Consider the following 17173-nt stretch of genomic DNA (forward strand, 5'->3'; position numbering starts at 1 on the left):
ATTTATGGAAATTTAGTTCGGGGAACACTCGACTATATAAAAGCAGGAGAATTTGATAAAATGGAAATAAGAACCTCTATATAGAAAGGATCGTTTATATGTCCTTATTGGAAATAAAGCAATTAGTGGGCGGATACACGAAAACGCCCGTTTTAAAAGGAATAAGTTTTGACATTCAGCCAAATGAGCTAGTAGGGTTAATTGGGCTCAACGGGGCTGGGAAAAGTACGACAATTAAACATATCATCGGACTCATGGAGCCGAAAGGCGGAAGTGTCTCGATTCATGGTAAAACACTTGCCCAGGACCCGGATTCATATCGTAAACAATTCACTTATGTTCCAGAAACGCCAATCTTGTATGATGAGCTTACACTTGAGGAGCATTTAAAGCTTACGGCCATGGCACATGGTTTGGCGGAAGCCACATATAAAGAGAGGATGGACGTTCTGTTAAAGGAATTCCATATGGAGAAAAGGCTTAAATGGTTCCCGGCACATTTTTCAAAGGGAATGAAGCAAAAGGTCATGATCATGTGCGCCTTTTTAGTGCAGCCGTCTTTATATATCGTCGACGAACCATTCGTGGGTCTTGATCCATTAGGCATTCAGTCCCTGCTTGACTTGATGAGGAAGATGAAAGAGAGCGGTGCGGGAATTTTAATGTCTACACATATACTGGCGACAGCCGAGAGGTATTGTGATTCTTTCATCATATTGCATAATGGAGAGATTCGGGCAAAAGGCAATCTTGAGCAGCTTCGTGAACAATTTTCCATGCCAGGGGCAACCCTTGACGATTTATACATCCAATTGACGAAAGAAGAAATCGGTCATGAATAGTCAAAATCTCTGGAAGGAAAGATATTTAGGCTATATAAATGAAACGCAAAAATATCTTCGCTATATTTTTAATGGCCATCTTGTTTTTGTCATGGTATTGGTTCTTGGTGGTTTAGCTTATTATTACAGTGATTGGGTGAAGACGTTAAACAGTGATTTCCCTGCTGAATTGATCATGGCCTTAGTTTTATCGATCATTGTAACCAGAAGCCCGATAAATACTTTCTTGAAAGAACCCGATACGGTATTCCTGCTTCCGCTTGAAACGAAGTTGAGAAGCTATTTCAAGAATTCACTGATATTAAGTTGGGTCATGCAAGGCTTTATTCTTCTGGTTGTCCTGATTGCATCGATACCGATGTATTCGAAGGTTACGGGTGCAGGAGGTAAGGACCTTGGAATCATCCTGGTCGTTTTGCTTATTTTGAAGTTTTTGAATTTAACCATGCGCTGGCTGGTATTGAAATATCAGGATACATCAGTGAGCCATTGGGACTCTCTCATCCGCTTTTTACTTAATGGAGTGATTCTTTATTTCATCTGTTCAAGGGCAAATATACTGTTTGCACTTATAACCTTCTTATTGTTGTTAGGACTTTACATGTATTACCGGAGCGCAACTAAAGGTTTTGTGCTGAAGTGGGAACGGCTGGTGGAACTGGAAAACAAACGGATGAATTCTTTCTATCGAATAGCGAACATGTTTACTGATGTTCCTCATTTGAAAGGGAAGGTAGCGAGAAGGAAATGGATGGACTGGCTATTATCACTTATTCCGTATGGTGATAAATCAACTTATACCTATCTTTACGCCCGTACTCTTCTGCGATCCAATGATTATGTGGGCCTTTGTTTTCGTTTAACTATCATTGGATCCGTGATTTTAAGTGTATTCACTAACATATGGGCACATTTGATTGTAACGTTCATGTTCCTATTCATGACAGCCCTGCAACTGCTGCCGGTATGGAAGGCACATGAATGGAAAGTATGGGTCTCACTATATCCATTGCCAGCAAAAATGAGAGAATCTGCAGTCATAAAGCTAATTTCCTATTTCCTATTATTTGAGGACCTTGTCTTCAGTTTGGTCCTGCTAGTGAAAGGGGAATGGATGTCCGCTTTAGCCGCCTTGGCAATGGGGCTTGTTTTCATATTCGGTTTTAAAATTTATGCAGCAAAGAAAATAAAAAACTTTTAAGCAGAAGCTGATTTTCAAAAAATCAGCTTTTTCTTTATTAATGTTTCAGTTGATTTCAGAAATCCGCTCCCTTTCCGCCGACTGTCTGCCAAGCCGCATCAAAGCAAGCACCTGTGGGGTCTCGGCTAGCCAGTTATTCGGCAGGAGTCTCGCAAATTTCTTCAATCCAATAAGGATAACAGTAAAAAAACATCAAGGATAACCTAGTCTAAAACTTGGTTCGGAATAAACCAGCCTGCAGTTTTTATTTTAAAAAACGTTCCAGTTGATTGGAACGTAAGGTACGAGACTCCTGCGGGAAAAGCGTGGCCAAGGGAGACCCCACAGGGGCAAAGAGCGAGGAGGCTCCCGGACCGCCCGCGGAAAGCGAGTGCCTGGAGTGGAAAACAACGTTTCAGTTGATTTTATGAAAAATCAGCTTTTTCTTTTAAGAAATGAAAATAAAAAATAAAAGCCTCGTAGGGGGTATATACATATTTAACGGAGGTGTTAAATGATGGATGAATATGAACAAAAAGCATTTTCGGAACTAATATCATGGAAAAAGAAAGTAGCCAAAAAATCCGGCAGGCTTGAGTGGATGTCTAAAAAGGCGCAAATCAAATTGAATAGTTATATTCCAGACCGAGTGCACAAAATGATTACTGATAGTATTAAAGGGATGATTGAGGCCGTATTATCAGGTTCTAAATATATGTCTAAAGAAAAAAATGCAGTGCTACTATCCTTGCGGCAAAAAGAAGAGTGGGTTGCGGAAACCGTAACGGCATATCGGAAAACGGCCGTTATAGAAGGTGTGGGAACCGGGGCGGCAGGGCTTTTAATTGGATTGGCTGATTTCCCATTACTGCTTAGCATCAAGATGAAATTATTATTCGAACTATCCCGTATATACGGTTTCGATCCAAATAAATATGAGGAACGATTATTCATTCTCCATATCTTCCAGATGGCATTTTCAAGCGAGGAGAAGAAATTGGAAACATTACAGGTAATAGAGGAATGGGATTCAGGGAAATGGCCGGAAATAGACTGGCAAGAGTTTCAGCAGGAATATCGCGATCACATCGATGTCATCAAAATGTTCCAGCTCGTTCCAGGTATTGGGGCAGCTGTCGGTGGATATGCCAACCATCATTTGTTGGAACATCTTGGGGAAACGGCTGTCAATTGTTACCGAATCAGACTTCTTAAAGAGTAAGGGACGGGGATAGCCCGTCCCTTTACCATTACCGCAATAAAGATTCATTCACTATTTGGGATGATTGTTTCTTATTGTGATAGGTTACCGCTGCAGTGCCTAATATTTTGGCTGCAATGAGCATCGCATTTTCATCAATGTCAAACAAAGGATGATGATGCGGAAATGTATGTTCATTTTTTGGCCTGGCTCCCGTAAAGAAGAATGTACCTTTTACATTTTGTAAATAATAAGAAAAATCTTCACCTGTCATATCCGGGTCAATTTCCTCTGTAATCAAAACTTCCTTGACTGACTCAGTGCTTTCGATGAGGAATTTAGTTTCCTCAACATGTGGAATAACAGGTGGATAACCTTGAAAGTATTGATATTCATAGGTGCAGTCCGCAGCTAGGCAGGTTCCTTTAATAATCCGCTCCATTTCTTCGCTAATGAATGAACGGACATCTTCCTTGAATGTACGGACTGTCCCGATTATTTTAGCCTTATCTGCTATGACGTTAAAGGCATTATCTGCTACAAAGGAACCGACGGTAATGACTGCAGAATCTATTGGGTTTAGGCGGCGGCTCACTATTTGCTGCAGGGCCATGACGAGCTGAGAGCCGACTACGATTGCATCACGGGTTTTATGCGGCTGGGCTCCATGACCGCCCTGCCCTTGAATGGTGATTTCAAAACGGTCAGCAGCGGCCATAAGGGGTCCATAAGCGTATTGGACTGTTCCGGTTGGGGCCGTTGCCCATAAATGGGTGCCGAAAATTACATCCACTCCATCAAGGCAGCCAGCCTCAATCATCGGTTTGGCACCCCCTGGAGCATATTCTTCAGCATGCTGGTGGATAAATATATATTCACCTTCGAGCTCATCCTTCAGTTCATTCAGATTTTTTGCAAGGACAAGGAGTGTCGCTGTATGGCCATCGTGTCCACACGCATGCATTACCCCGGGTACGGAAGATTTATAGGGAACTTCTTTTTCATCTTGAATGGGTAAGGCGTCGAAATCGGCGCGCAATGCTACGGTTTTACCAGGCTTACTGCCTGTGACCTTGGCAATAACCCCATTACCGCCTACATTCGTCCGGTGTTCGATTCCAAGTTTTTCATAATATCCAGCGATGAAGGCCGCCGTTTGGGTTTCTCGAAAAGAAAGCTCGGGGTGTTGATGAAGATAACGCCGGATGGAAACCATTTCTTCATATGAACCATCTAGAAGATCGTGTAATTGCTGTATCATTTTGCACCTCCCAATGATTGGATTAATTGTAAATAGTATATCATATTCTGAATAATCCAAAGTGTATTAAATACCTCGAGGAGAGATATATAATGATTAAATATTTTTGGATTGCTTTGGTTTTGCTTTGCATGTTGCTATTCTTTTTTTTGATGCATGAAGTCCAAAGTGAGGAGGCTTTAGCGTTCGATACATATATTGCGGAACTTTTTTCTGTAGGTGAAAATACTTTTTCGTTCACTTTCTTCAAGACCATTACTTATCTTGGGAAATCCAAGTTCATTGGTTTTGGAAGCTTATTATGTGTTCTATATTTGTGGATAATAGAGAAGGATTATTGGACCATGGCCGTCTTCTCTATCGGAATTGCTGGGGGTGATGTGTTAAACGGGTGGATAAAAAATCATGTTAAAAGAGTTCGCCCTGAAAATCATTTGATGGAGACCGCTGGCTTCAGTTTTCCAAGTGGACACGCAATGGTGGGCCTTATTTTCTTCAGTATGGTTGCTTATTTAATCATGAAAGAAATTAAAGGAAACTCATTGAAATGGGCAGTGGGAGTCGGTTTCGTTTGTCTCATTCTGCTAATCGGTGTCAGCAGGATCGCTATGAAAGTTCATTTTCCAACTGATATCTTTGCAGGTTTTGCATTAGGAGCGGCATATAGTTTAACCTTGTTTAAATTGTATAAATTCCTGGGTCCTAGAGTACTTTGAAAAAAGGATTCAGATAAAATATATGTAAATATCCGTTGCATTTCCCCGGAAATAAAGAAGGAATTTGTCGGATTGTTATAGGGTTTTTATGATTTTTTAGCGTCCAAATAACGATTTGCATTACTATGAAGAGGCCCATCCTTAAGGGGATGGGCCTTTTATTGAACAAGAATGGATTATTCTTCGGAATCCTTCACCAATGTATATTGAGTGACATAAGCTTCACCGGAAAACATCTTCTGGCTGGAATTCGTAACGGGAGCTTTGGAGTCGCTGTTATGCGCCATCTTAAAGGAACCGGAATTCTTCCAGTTCAGGAAATCAGCTTGTTTCTCCCAAATCGTTAGAATTACATAAGTTTCAGAGTTGATTGGCCGCAGTACACGAAGTGCGACGAAACCTGGTTCATTTTCAATGAATCCGGCCCTGTTTTTAAAACGATGTTCGAATACCGGCCTTCCTTCTTCACTTACAGGGATATTGTTCATGACTACATACCCATGATCCTGAAGGTTTCCTTTCCCATCAACTACTTCATACTTACGTGGAGAGCTGAAGATCGTTTTATCTGTTGTTTCATGTAAAAGTACTGCAGTGTCAGGATTTTGCATAAGTAATATTTTTTCATTTGGGTGCTTATCTTTTTTGATTTTTAAAAAATCGTAAGTGCCTGATGTGATGAATACATTCATAAATTCCCCTCCAATTTCTATATAGTACCTGTATACCCATTTTACCCAATGAATAGTGCTTTTACCATTTCCAAACTAACCATTAGGCTTGTAAACCGGTAGGATACTTATAAAAACGTCGATTTTCTGACAAATATATAGGTTGGCTATACTTCTATTATAGAAAAAGCTATAGTTTAAGGAGATTCGATTTGAAATTCAACATCCTTCTGATATTCTATGTAGGTAATGAATAAAAATAGAAACGTGATTGCTTGAAAGGTGGATATTAATGTCTAAGGAAATTACGAATGATACATTCTTAAAAGCTGCGAGAGGAGAGAAAACGGATCATGTGCCTGTTTGGTATATGCGTCAGGCCGGCCGTTCACAGCCGGAATACCGTAAATTGAAAGAGAAGTACTCACTTTTTGAAATTACTCATCAGCCGGAATTATGTGCTTATGTAACTAGATTGCCAGTCGAGCAATATGATGTAGACGCTGCGATTTTATATAAAGATATAATGACACCGCTACCAGCCATTGGTGTCGATGTTGAGATTAAGTCCGGAATCGGTCCAGTCATATCCAATCCGATCCAATCGGTGTCAGATGTTGAAAAATTAGGTGAATTGAACCCAGAGAAAGACATCCCATATGTGTTGGACACAATTAAATTATTGACCACGGAGCAATTGTCCGTTCCTTTGATCGGTTTCTCCGGGGCACCGTTCACCATTGCTTCATACATGATTGAAGGCGGCCCCTCCAAAAACTACAATAAGACGAAAGCTTTCATGTATACAGAGCCAAAGGCCTGGTTTGCATTAATGGATAAGCTAGCGGATATGATCATCATCTATGTCAAGTCGCAAATCAAAGCCGGCGTCAAAGCCATCCAAATCTTTGATTCCTGGGTGGGTGCTTTGAATGTTGAAGATTACCGCGTATTCATCAAGCCGATCATGACTCGTATCTTTTCATCATTGCGTGAAGAAAATGTACCGCTAATCATGTTCGGGGTCGGCGCAAGTCACTTGGCACTTGAGTGGAATGATCTTCCTATTGATGTAGTAGGGCTCGATTGGAGACTGCCAATTACAGAAGCGAGACAAATGGGAATCCAGAAAACGGTACAAGGTAATCTTGATCCTGCCCTGCTATTATCATCATGGGATGTTATAGAAGAACGGACGAAAAGGATCCTGGATCAGGGCATGGAACAGGACGGCTACATCTTTAATCTTGGACATGGGGTTTTCCCTTCCGTAAACCCGGAAACACTGAAGAGACTGACCGCTTTCATTCATGAATATTCTTCAAAAATGAAATAAGTTGAGCGAACCATTTGCTAAAAATACTTAAATGGATGCACAATAAAAGAACGAAATCTTTAAAAGAGGTGTAACTTCATGGCAAGAAAAAAAATGGGCCTTTTAGTCATGGCTTATGGTACTCCGTACACTGAAGAGGATATTGAAAGATATTATACACATATTCGTCATGGGAGACGGCCAAGCGACGAATTGATTGCCGACCTAAAAGGCAGATATGAAGCGATTGGTGGATTATCCCCGCTTGCAAAAATAACCGCAGGGCAAGCCGAAGCGCTTGAAAAGAAATTGAATTCCGTTCAGGAGGAAGTTGAATTCAAGGCATATCTTGGATTGAAACATATTGAACCTTTTGTTGAAGACGCAGTGAAACAAATGCATGAAGATGGAATCAAAGAAGCGGTCAGTATAGTATTGGCACCGCATTTTTCAACATTCAGCGTGAAGTCTTATAATGGACGTGCCCAGGATGAAGCCGCTAAATTGGGGGACCTGACCATCACTTCCGTTGAAAGCTGGTATGATGAGCCCAAATTCATCCAATATTGGGTAGACCAAGTAAAAGAAGTAATCGGGAAAATGACCTCGGAAGAACGCGATAATTTCGCTTTGATTGTGTCGGCACATAGCCTCCCTGAAAAAATCCTGCAATCGGGAGATCCGTATCCAAATCAACTGAAAGAAACGGCAGACATGATTGCAAAAGGCGCAGGGGTCAGCAATTATGCAGTAGGCTGGCAAAGCGCTGGACAAACTCCTGAACCATGGTTGGGACCTGATGTACAGGATTTAACCAGAGATCTTCATCAAGCAAAAGGTTATAACGCTTTCATTTATATTCCTGTCGGCTTTGTTGCCGAGCACCTTGAAGTGCTTTATGATAACGATTATGAATGTAAGGTTGTGACGGAAGAGATTGGTGCAGGCTACTATAGGCCGGATATGCCCAATGTTAAACCTGAATTCATCGATGCTTTGGCCACAATCATTTTAAACAGATTACAGGAAAAGTGATCAGTCAATAGGAGAAAGTGGTTTAACCATGCTTGCAATGTGCTCTACATATTTTCATGTGAAGTTGAAAGATGTTGTAAACTGAGAAAAGCGATGCTTTCTTTTTACTTGACCTTGGTGATTTAAATGAATACTCGAAAAAGTGGCTGTCCAGTAATGAGGATGGCCATTGTTTCTATAAGAAAATGAAAATATAATTGAAAAGACTGAAAATTTTTGGTATGATATCGTTGAACATAATGACTGTTTTGTCCGTTTGGTCAGGATTGAGGTGGGAAATGTCTGTTGATCGTAAAAAATTAATTTTAGAAGCTGCGACCAAGTCGTTTTCACTTTTTGGATATAAGGCGACGACGATGGATCAAGTCGCTAAAATTGCCAATGTGGGAAAAGGGACCATTTATACCTTTTACAAAAATAAAGAAGAGCTGTTTAAAGAAATCGTTCAGCGGTTGATAGAGGAAATGAAATATGAGGCGGAACAATCTTTGGATGACCAACTCTCCTTTTTTGAAAACCTGCATCGAGCCGTTTATCGAATTCTGGAGTTCAGGCAGGAACATCAATTATCTTTGAAACTTCTTCAGGAAGAGCGCGAAATTGGTACGCCGGCCGTTCAGGATATGGTTAATGAAATGGAAGAAGCCATTGTATCCTACATTAAGGAAAAACTAAAAATAGCGATTGATAAGGGCTATATACAGCCTTGCGATCCAGAGATAACAGCTTTCCTGATGCTAAAGATGTACCTTGCCCTGATTTTTGATTGGGAAAGGAACCATGCCCCATTAGAGAAAGAGGAAATTGCTGAACTATTTAAAATATATTTATTTAAAGGATTATCCGTTACGTGATAATTCTATTTTTTTGCTCAAATGCAATGAATCCCAAATAAAAAGAAGAGATACCGTTCGGTACCTCTTCTTTTTATTTGGGGTTTTCAACTGCGAAACCGAACCATATATGAATTCATCCTGCTATTTGGGAAGCGGATGGTGAAACACAGGACAACTACTCTCCAGAAAGGCAATGATCACAGTGGTTTCCATAACATTCGTGCTGTTCTTCAATTTTTTTTCCGCATTCCGTGCATTGTTTCGGTGGCAGGTTTTTAAAGAACTCAATGCTACTTTGAATCATGAACATCATCTCCTGAATTTTTTTATTATTCGCTTTTCTATGGTTTTATTGTATTATAACAGTTTTATAATGTCAATGAATGTTTTATAACATAAGTAAAAAAGGTGAAATAAGGGCAAGAATAGTTTATATTAATGGGGAAGTCATTGAGAGAAAAAAAGGAGTGCCTAAGCATGAAAATCACCGTAATTGGCTGCTGGGGCGGTTATCCAGCTAAAAATGAGGCAAGTTCCGGTTATTTGCTTGAATACGAAGATTTTCGCATTCTGCTTGATTGTGGCAGCGGCGTTCTATCACAGCTGCAAAACCATATGAAGCCGGAGGATCTTGGTGCAGTTGTATTATCCCACTATCATCCAGATCATGTAGCGGATATTGGTGTCCTGCAGCACGCTGCGTTCATACAGCAGATATTGGGCAGCGAAAAAAGGACCATTCCTATATATGGTCATGATTTAGACGAAGTCGAATTTGGTAAGTTAACTTATAAAGACGTGACAAAGGGGATAGCCTTCTCTGCTGATCAATCCTTCACCATTGGACCGTGTAAATTTACGTTCATGAAAACAAAACATCCAGTCCCTTGTTTTGCAATGAGGATTGAAGCTGAAAATCATTCGATAGTTTACACAGGTGACAGTTCATATATGGATGAGCTTGCAGATTTCGCTAAAGACGCAAATGTTTTATTATGTGAAAGTAACTTTTACAGTGATATGGATGGTTCAAAGGCGGGGCATATGACGGCAAGGGAAGCGGGCATGCTGGCAGCAAAGGCTGACGTCCAGCTTTTGCTGTTAACTCACCTCCCGCATTATGGGAATCTTGATCAACTGAAAAAAGAAGCATCCGAGGTATTCAAAAGGGAAATAGCTGTAGCCAGAACCAATCTTGAATTCCAACTATAAATGAAACATCGGGGATATAAAGTCTACAAGGAGGAACAACTGTGCTTTTTATTGATAATAAGGGAATTACAGATCCAAGAATTAACCTGGCCATCGAAGAATATGCGCTTAAACATTTAAATATAGATGAAACCTATCTTCTATTTTACATTAATCGTCCTTCAATCATCATAGGAAGGAATCAAAATACGATTGAAGAAATCAATTCCGATTATGTAGATGGAAATGGCATTACAGTTGTTCGCCGCCTTTCCGGGGGTGGAGCGGTTTATCATGACCTAGGGAATCTCAATTTCAGTTTCATCACGAGAGATGATGGGGATAGTTTCCATAACTTCAAGAAATTCACCCAGCCTGTCGTGGAAACGCTCGAGAAACTAGGAATACATGCTGAATTGAGCGGTCGCAACGATATTCTGGCTGAAGGAAAGAAAATCTCGGGAAACGCGATGTTCTCAACGAAGGGCAGAATGTTCAGTCATGGGACATTGCTGTTTAAATCAGAAATGGATCACATTGTATCCGCTTTAAAAGTGAAAAAAGATAAAATCGAGTCCAAAGGGATTAAATCGATAAGAAGCCGTGTCGGTAATATTGCCGATTTCCTAAAAGAACCGATGTCTGTTGACGAATTCCGTTCATTCCTTCTGCAAAATATTTTCAAAGATAGCGGAAAGGTTACAGAGTATGTTTTAACCGAGACGGATTGGGAGAAAATTCACGAAATCTCGGAAGAGCGATATCAAAACTGGGAGTGGAATTACGGAAAATCACCTAAATTCAACTTGCAGAACTCACATAGATTCCCTGTGGGATCTGTTGATATCCGCCTTGAAGTAAACAGGGGAATCATAGAAAATTGTAAAATCTACGGCGATTTCTTCGGAGTCGGAGAGGTTGCGGATATTGAACAAAAGCTTACTGGAATACGCTATGAAAAGGAAGCAATCAGCAGGGTTCTAGATGAGATTGATGTTCGTCATTATTTTGGCAATGTAACGAAGGAAGAAATATTGGCTTTAATATATTAAGCTGAAAAGCCGTCCCGATTTAATAGGACGGCTTTTGTGCCTAATAATGACAGTAATTGCTTGAATATGGATAAAATTGTTGCTGTGATCGCATTCTTTTAATATAATAAAAATGTATTTAGTTCACCATAAAAATGAATGACTATTCATTCATGCTATTTGCAGGGGAGGGAGAAAGATGAATTTATCTGAACAGCTTCATCAAATGGCTTTAAAAAAGGCGGATAAGCCAGCATATTACTTTATGGATCAATCCACTTCATATGGGGAATTGGATAAAGCCGTTACGAAATTCGCAGACGAATTACATAGGCTTGGTGTTTCAAAAGGTGATAACATTGCGCTGTTATTAGGCAACTCTCCGCATTTCATCATTTCGTTGTATGGAGCTATGCGAGCAGGGGCGACCGTAATTCCCGTCAATCCAATTTACACACCTGACGAAATTGGTTATATCCTGAATAATGGCGATGTAAAGGTTGTTGTGGCATTAGATAAGCTTTTACCCTTACTAGAGAAAATGAACCCGATCCTCTCAAGCGTAGAACAATATGTGATTTGTGAAACGGAGCCTGATAATGGGGATATTAGCAAATTTAACATCTACCCAAAAATGAAATCGTTTACAAAAATGATCGAATCGGGGGATGACGGCTTTAAAGGTCCAGAACTGGATCCTGAAGATACGGCAATCATACTCTATACTTCGGGAACAACAGGGAAACCAAAGGGGGCCATGCTCACACATACCAATATCTACTCCAATGCACATGATATTGGTGAATATTTAAGAATCACGGAAAGTGACCGTGTCATTACGACATTGCCAATGTTCCATGTTTTCAGTTTAACGGTAGTTGTGAATGCCCCATTGATAAGCGGAGGTACGCTTTTAATTGTCCCGCAATTCAGTCCAAAGGAAATATTCAGGCAAATCAAAAAATATGATGCAACCGTTTTTGCTGGAGTGCCTACGATGTATAACTTTCTTTTCCAATATCCAGATGCGAAAGAAGATGCTTTAAAGTCGTTACGCATATGCATATCGGGCGGTTCCGCCATGCCAGTGTCCCTGCTTGAATCATTCGAGCGGAAATTTAATGTCAGGGTTTCAGAAGGATATGGCTTATCCGAAGCTTCTCCTGTTACTTGCTTCAATCCTTTGGATCGTCCAAGGAAGGCGGGATCCATCGGAACCTCCATCCTTAGGGTGGAAAACAAAGTGGTCAGTGAGCTTGGAGAAGAAGTGCCGATCAATGGGGTAGGAGAATTGATTGTCAGAGGTCCGAATGTAATGAAGGGGTATTATAAAATGCCTGAAGAATCAGCCGCTGTCTTGAAAGATGGCTGGTTATATACAGGCGATTTTGCCAGGATGGATGATGAAGGCTATTTTTTCATTGTAGATCGTAAAAAGGAGCTTATTATCGTCGGTGGCTATAATGTCTATCCACGTGAAGTGGAGGAGGTTCTGTATGCCCATCCTGAAGTAGTTGAGGCGGCAGCCATAGGCGTTCCCGATCCCAATCAGGGGGAAGTGGTTAAATGCTTTGTGGTAAAGAAAAACAATGCATTGACCGAGGAAGAACTGCTTTCCTATTGCATGGAACACTTGGCCAAATATAAGGTACCGGCAAAAATTGAGTTTTTGGATGAACTTCCAAAAAACGCGACAGGTAAAATTTTACGACGCTCCTTGAAAAACCATGTACTGCAAAACTGAATTTCATTGATCATAAGGGATCATTGCCTATAACCGGCAATGGTCTTTTTTTGTACAACCAAAGTGTATCAGGCTGCATAAAATATATCGGGGAATCTTAAAACCTTGATTCTTGTTTCGAAAAGAGTTATGATAGTCATTAAAAATTTCCACATAATTGTAAGGAGGGGTTAGATGAGAGATGTAAAGCTTTTGGATATTTTTGCACATCCCATTGCTCAAAAATACTTGAACCGTTCAGGTCTGGCACATGCGATTGCGGTAGCATACCATGCGTTTCACTTAGCAAACGAATATAATGTCGACCCTGATATTGCTGCTAAAGCCGGACTTTTGCATGATATGGGTCATTTCACCTGGTATCGCAATGGAAAATGGGATTATGATCTGTATAAACAAAATGATATTCACCCCATCAAAGGTGCAGAACGAGCACATAAACTGTTAATCCGCTTGGGAGAAAATCCGATAAAGGCAAAGACCATTTCCCTCGCCATTTTATTTCACACCGATTCGTTCTTACCTTCAAATGATATTATTCGTACACCGCTTCAGCAAGTCGTCAAATGGGCCGACGAAAAAGATGAAGAAGAAGGTGGAAAACACCATTATCGCAAAATTGATTTCCCCCGGGCAAAGGAGAGCATCATGAAACTTGATACGCTCATAGATGAGGAACAAAGAAAAAGGCTATCATCCTGAAGGCAAACGGGTTGATAGCCTTTTTACTGTCAGGAGGAACACATTTATTTAAAGTATTTTTACAGTTTAAATTTGTTATCAGGCGAATTAATGATGTAAAATACAGACCATTAGAACTATTCCGCGTCGGGAAATTATAAAAATATCGGATTAATAACAAATAATGAAAAAGAACAGGTGAAGTTATGAAGTCGATTAAGCTAATGATATATGGTGGTCAGGGAGGACTTGAGGGAATCATTGAAAAAGAAGCTGATATTAAGGTCATAGGGATCACTGGAAACGAAGTGGACCTTCTTGATTCTGATCATAGACCATCAGTCATGCCAGATGCCATTCTTATTGATGCCCGGTCATCAGGGAAGTATGGACAGGAAGTCATGCCAATTCTAAAAGAAAAACACCCATTTACTCCTTTCGTCATTTTTACTGCCTATTCAGAAGATCATTATCTTATCGAAGCGATATGCCATGGTGCAGCAGGTTATGTGTTACAGGGTGGGGGAATGAAACAAGTGCTGTCGGCAATCCGTCAATGTGCCAATGGTCAAATAGTCTATCCTGCCTCAATCAAATCAATATTAATGAAGAAGCTGCAGCAGGATGTTGAAAGATTACCAGTAACTTTGGATAAGGCAATCGAAAAATTAGGAGCCTTTTCCAAGCGTGAGTATGAACTGCTTATCCTGCTAACCCAAGGGGAAACGAATCAGCAAATTTCAAAAAAGCTTTTTCTATCCATCGGCACGGTAAAAAACTATATAAGCCGGATTTACAGAAAACTGAATGTTAATAATCGACCGGAGCTTATGGCGCTTTTGTATAGCTTTCAAAATAGCGGGATGAAGGGATAACTACTCATGCCCGTCCCCCCGTTAATCGCTTACACGGATTCTTTATCGGATTCACATTCCAAAGCAATTAGGTAGCGGCAGAGAGACAAAATCGTTTAACCCTCCCAACCCTCAAGCTTTTTAAAAATGCCTCTGCATATGCAACATTCCGCTTCCTCGTATGTCCATGATCCTTTCATCGGCGTAAAGGTGTGTTCTAAAAAAGAATAAAGAATCAAGAAAATGATGGAGATTGAAAGGAATAAATAATATAGAAGGGAAATGCGGTTCTAACCTGTCCATTTTGGATTAAACTATTAAGAGGGAGATTCGTTTAAGGAGGGGCATCATGGTCAGAAAATGGGCTGGCAGAGCGATTCTATTATATATCCTTTATGCAGCAGCGATGTATTGGTATATTTTTTATGGAGCTGATACCTCCATTCCCGAAGCTTTGCGTGGAACTGCAGCAGATCCTGCAACATTCCTGAATGCAAGGGAACTAAAGCTTAGCGAAGAATATTCAGGACTGCGGAATTTCATTTTTTTCGTATCCACGCCATATGAATGGCTGCTGTATTTCTTCATTTTACTATTTGGTTTATCAAAAGCATTTGAAAAGTCGTCAATGGCAGTCTCGAGGTGGAAAGCGATCAGAACGGGCATTTACTTATTCTGGCTTTCCGTTATTTCTTACCTGGCACTGTTTCCAATCAGTTTCATTGGATATCGGATGAGCAAAAGTTACCATATAAGTACACAAAGTTTCACCTCGTGGATGAAGGATGGAGTCATCGAATTCTGGGTGAATTTTGGGATGATGTTCATCATCGTTTCCGTTTTATATTGGTTAATGAAGAAAAGTGTGAAGAAGTGGTGGCTCTATGCCTGGATGTTGTCCATTCCATTTACCTTGTTCCTGATGTTTGTTCAGCCTGTAGTGATTGATCCGCTGTACAATGAATTCTATCCGCTCAAAAATAAAGAGCTGGAAACGGAAATATTGGCACTTGCCTCACAGGCTGAAATTCCAGCTGAACACGTGTATGAAGTAAATATGGCGGAAAAGACAAATGCCTTGAATGCATACGTGACCGGCATAGGTTCCAACTCAAGAATAGTTCTTTGGGATACGACCCTGAACAAACTGAAGGAAGATGAAATCCTTTTTATCATGGCACATGAAATGGCTCATTATGTGGAAAAGCACATTTATATAGGGATTGCCGGTTATTTAGGACTGACTTTAATCGGTTTGTGGCTGACATCGAAAATCATGAATTTTATCATTAGACGCTGGGGCCATCTGTTAAAGGTTCGTTCGGTTGACAGCATATCATCCCTTCCATTATTTCTCTTGATAACGTCTGTGCTGCTCTTTGCTTCGAGTCCGCTGTCCAATTATGTTTCCAGATATCAAGAAACAAGGGCTGACCGTTACGCCATTGAAATGACCGGGGATAAAGAATCAGCAATCACGACGTTCCAGGAACTCACGAGGTCGGGTTTGAGTCAGGTCAACCCGCCATTCCTGGTTAAATGGCTGCGGTATTCCCATCCGACCATGCTCGAACGGATTTCAACGGTTGAAAATGCAGATACAAAGGGTGATTGAAAGCCAGCTGAAAACCAGCTGGCTTTTTTTCTTCGGAAAGTAAGTTTGTAGTTGTTTTCAGAAAAAACTATTATTTTTAAAAATCTTAGGTTCTCTACTATAATAAATTAAATTCCCAGTTCGTTTTAAGGAGATCGGATATGTATAATGTACTTTTCATTACTATAGGCTCAGTGCTTGTGGCAGTGGCCTACAACTTATTTTTGATACCACATTTAATTTTAAGCAGCGGACTTAGTGGACTTGCGATCATGTTCGGAATCATCACCCCAGTCAACACAGGGATATTGAATTTTCTGATGAACCTGCCATTGCTGATTCTTGGATACCTGAAATTAGGGAGACGTTTTATCACATATACGATATTATCAGTTGTCGTGATTTCCGTCAGTTTATATCTCATTCCAGTTCACGGAATATCCACTGAACCGATTTTGTCTTCTTTATTTGGCGGAATCATATCGGGATTCGGCATAGGCATCATCTTTCGTGCTTCGGGGTCTTCGGGCGGCTTTGATATCATTGCCATGCTGTTGGCTAAGAAGAGCGACTTTCCACTTGGTACATTGCTTTCGGTGATGAATGGAGTTGTGGTGGTTATCTCAGGCTTCATCTTCGGTTGGGATGCCGCATTATATACGCTGATTTCCATTTATGCAGCAGGAAAGGTGATCGATACGATCCATTCCAATCACATTAAATTAACATTGATGATCGTGACCAAAAAGAGTGACGAAATGAAAACGAAGCTCCTGACCAACCTATATCGTGGTATTACAGTCATGGATGGTGAAGGTGCATATTCAGGAGAAAAGAGTAAAGTAATGATGACAGTCATTACACGTTATCAGTTAACCGATGTAAAAACGATGATAAAAGAAGTTGATCCGAATGCTTTTGTCAATATTACCGAAACATCCGAGGTCATGGGGATGTTTCATAAAGAGTGATGATAATCAGAAAAGCCTCCCAACATTATGGGAGGCTTTTTTGATCAATA

17 protein-coding genes are annotated in these 17173 nt (G+C 40.4%); 14 read left to right on the top strand and 3 right to left on the bottom strand.

Translation table 11 applies throughout. From position 1 onward, the window contains the following. Window positions 1-98 precede the first annotated feature (98 nt). From ABC374_RS04435 to ABC374_RS04445, 3 genes are all read left to right on the top strand, one after another. A complete protein-coding gene (locus ABC374_RS04435) occupies window positions 99-842 on the top strand; it encodes an ABC transporter ATP-binding protein (RefSeq protein ID WP_350301686.1) in 744 nt (247 codons plus the stop codon). Further along, the gene (locus ABC374_RS04440; protein ID WP_137017093.1) at window positions 835-2043 is read left to right on the top strand and encodes an ABC transporter permease; all 1209 of its coding nucleotides are present in this window, start codon (window positions 835-837) and stop codon (window positions 2041-2043) included. Before ABC374_RS04435 ends, ABC374_RS04440 begins: the two co-directional genes overlap by 8 nt. A gap of 493 nt (window positions 2044-2536) precedes the next feature. Then, on the top strand, window positions 2537-3244 hold the full coding sequence (locus ABC374_RS04445; RefSeq protein WP_413016181.1) for an EcsC family protein: 708 nt from the start codon (window positions 2537-2539) through the stop codon (window positions 3242-3244). A gap of 28 nt (window positions 3245-3272) precedes the next feature. Here ABC374_RS04445 and ABC374_RS04450 read toward each other — a convergent pair whose 3' ends face one another. Then, window positions 3273-4484 (bottom strand): M20 family metallopeptidase, encoded by a 1212-nt coding sequence (locus tag ABC374_RS04450; protein WP_413016183.1) that lies wholly within the window; start codon window positions 4482-4484, stop codon window positions 3273-3275. 92 nt (window positions 4485-4576) lie between these two features. Here ABC374_RS04450 and ABC374_RS04455 point away from each other — a divergent pair, with 92 nt between their 5' ends. Then, a complete protein-coding gene (locus ABC374_RS04455) occupies window positions 4577-5200 on the top strand; it encodes a phosphatase PAP2 family protein (RefSeq protein WP_413016185.1) in 624 nt (207 codons plus the stop codon). A gap of 176 nt (window positions 5201-5376) precedes the next feature. Here the strand turns inward: ABC374_RS04455 and ABC374_RS04460 are convergent, their stop codons facing one another. Continuing rightward, entirely contained in the window at window positions 5377-5892 is a 516-nt protein-coding gene (locus ABC374_RS04460) for an antibiotic biosynthesis monooxygenase family protein (RefSeq protein WP_413016187.1), read from the bottom strand. A gap of 271 nt (window positions 5893-6163) precedes the next feature. On the opposite strand from ABC374_RS04460, the gene hemE reads away from it, so the two are divergent. The 3 genes from hemE (at window position 6164) to ABC374_RS04475 (ending at window position 9075) form a co-directional block, all read left to right on the top strand. Further along, window positions 6164-7207: a uroporphyrinogen decarboxylase gene (gene hemE, locus ABC374_RS04465; protein WP_350301690.1), complete on the top strand. Its 1044-nt coding sequence runs from the start codon at window positions 6164-6166 to the stop codon at window positions 7205-7207. Between the two features lie 78 nt (window positions 7208-7285). Further along, window positions 7286-8221: a ferrochelatase gene (hemH, locus tag ABC374_RS04470; RefSeq protein ID WP_350301691.1), complete on the top strand. Its 936-nt coding sequence runs from the start codon at window positions 7286-7288 to the stop codon at window positions 8219-8221. 278 nt (window positions 8222-8499) lie between these two features. Then, window positions 8500-9075 (top strand): TetR/AcrR family transcriptional regulator, encoded by a 576-nt coding sequence (locus tag ABC374_RS04475; protein WP_133349319.1) that lies wholly within the window; start codon window positions 8500-8502, stop codon window positions 9073-9075. Window positions 9076-9232: 157 nt separating this feature from the next. Here the strand turns inward: ABC374_RS04475 and yhfH are convergent, their stop codons facing one another. After that, window positions 9233-9361, bottom strand: a complete 129-nt coding sequence (gene yhfH, locus ABC374_RS04480; RefSeq protein WP_133348820.1) for a protein YhfH — start codon at window positions 9359-9361, stop codon at window positions 9233-9235. Window positions 9362-9534: 173 nt separating this feature from the next. Between yhfH and ABC374_RS04485 the strand changes: the two genes are divergently transcribed. The 7 genes from ABC374_RS04485 (at window position 9535) to ABC374_RS04515 (ending at window position 17123) form a co-directional block, all read left to right on the top strand. Next, window positions 9535-10269: an MBL fold metallo-hydrolase gene (locus ABC374_RS04485; protein WP_413016191.1), complete on the top strand. Its 735-nt coding sequence runs from the start codon at window positions 9535-9537 to the stop codon at window positions 10267-10269. 41 nt (window positions 10270-10310) lie between these two features. Next, complete coding sequence (lplA, locus tag ABC374_RS04490; protein ID WP_350301693.1) at window positions 10311-11300, top strand: lipoate--protein ligase; 990 nt, start codon at window positions 10311-10313, stop codon at window positions 11298-11300. A 178-nt stretch (window positions 11301-11478) separates the two neighbouring features. Then, entirely contained in the window at window positions 11479-13023 is a 1545-nt protein-coding gene (locus ABC374_RS04495; protein WP_413016193.1) for a fatty acid--CoA ligase family protein, read from the top strand. A 174-nt stretch (window positions 13024-13197) separates the two neighbouring features. After that, window positions 13198-13725 carry an HD domain-containing protein gene (locus ABC374_RS04500; RefSeq protein ID WP_048677997.1) on the top strand — a complete coding sequence of 176 codons (528 nt, stop codon included), beginning with the start codon at window positions 13198-13200 and terminating at the stop codon, window positions 13723-13725. A 185-nt stretch (window positions 13726-13910) separates the two neighbouring features. Next, entirely contained in the window at window positions 13911-14579 is a 669-nt protein-coding gene (locus ABC374_RS04505) for a LuxR C-terminal-related transcriptional regulator (protein ID WP_350301695.1), read from the top strand. Between the two features lie 328 nt (window positions 14580-14907). Continuing rightward, on the top strand, window positions 14908-16173 hold the full coding sequence (locus tag ABC374_RS04510; RefSeq protein WP_350301696.1) for a M48 family metallopeptidase: 1266 nt from the start codon (window positions 14908-14910) through the stop codon (window positions 16171-16173). A gap of 140 nt (window positions 16174-16313) precedes the next feature. Beyond that, window positions 16314-17123: a YitT family protein gene (locus ABC374_RS04515; protein WP_350301697.1), complete on the top strand. Its 810-nt coding sequence runs from the start codon at window positions 16314-16316 to the stop codon at window positions 17121-17123. Window positions 17124-17173 lie beyond the last annotated feature (50 nt).

Source organism: Peribacillus phoenicis, assembly GCF_047238085.1.
Taxonomy (GTDB): Bacteria; Bacillota; Bacilli; order Bacillales; family DSM-1321; genus Peribacillus.

Excerpts from the sequence above, each read along its gene's own strand:
- ABC374_RS04440 (WP_137017093.1), top strand. The coding sequence starts at position 835 with ATGAATAGTCAAAATCTCTGGAAGGAAAGATATTTAGGCTATATAAAT.
- ABC374_RS04460 (WP_413016187.1), bottom strand. The coding sequence starts at position 5,892 with ATGAATGTATTCATCACATCAGGCACTTACGATTTTTTAAAAATCAAA.
- ABC374_RS04450 (WP_413016183.1), bottom strand. The coding sequence starts at position 4,484 with ATGATACAGCAATTACACGATCTTCTAGATGGTTCATATGAAGAAATG.
- ABC374_RS04515 (WP_350301697.1), top strand. The coding sequence starts at position 16,314 with ATGTATAATGTACTTTTCATTACTATAGGCTCAGTGCTTGTGGCAGTG.
- hemH (WP_350301691.1), top strand. The coding sequence starts at position 7,286 with ATGGCAAGAAAAAAAATGGGCCTTTTAGTCATGGCTTATGGTACTCCG.
- ABC374_RS04505 (WP_350301695.1), top strand. The coding sequence starts at position 13,911 with ATGAAGTCGATTAAGCTAATGATATATGGTGGTCAGGGAGGACTTGAG.
- ABC374_RS04435 (WP_350301686.1), top strand. The coding sequence starts at position 99 with ATGTCCTTATTGGAAATAAAGCAATTAGTGGGCGGATACACGAAAACG.
- hemE (WP_350301690.1), top strand. The coding sequence starts at position 6,164 with ATGTCTAAGGAAATTACGAATGATACATTCTTAAAAGCTGCGAGAGGA.
- ABC374_RS04485 (WP_413016191.1), top strand. The coding sequence starts at position 9,535 with ATGAAAATCACCGTAATTGGCTGCTGGGGCGGTTATCCAGCTAAAAAT.
- yhfH (WP_133348820.1), bottom strand. The coding sequence starts at position 9,361 with ATGATTCAAAGTAGCATTGAGTTCTTTAAAAACCTGCCACCGAAACAA.
- ABC374_RS04510 (WP_350301696.1), top strand. The coding sequence starts at position 14,908 with ATGGTCAGAAAATGGGCTGGCAGAGCGATTCTATTATATATCCTTTAT.
- ABC374_RS04445 (WP_413016181.1), top strand. The coding sequence starts at position 2,537 with ATGATGGATGAATATGAACAAAAAGCATTTTCGGAACTAATATCATGG.
- ABC374_RS04455 (WP_413016185.1), top strand. The coding sequence starts at position 4,577 with ATGATTAAATATTTTTGGATTGCTTTGGTTTTGCTTTGCATGTTGCTA.
- ABC374_RS04475 (WP_133349319.1), top strand. The coding sequence starts at position 8,500 with ATGTCTGTTGATCGTAAAAAATTAATTTTAGAAGCTGCGACCAAGTCG.
- ABC374_RS04495 (WP_413016193.1), top strand. The coding sequence starts at position 11,479 with ATGAATTTATCTGAACAGCTTCATCAAATGGCTTTAAAAAAGGCGGAT.
- ABC374_RS04500 (WP_048677997.1), top strand. The coding sequence starts at position 13,198 with ATGAGAGATGTAAAGCTTTTGGATATTTTTGCACATCCCATTGCTCAA.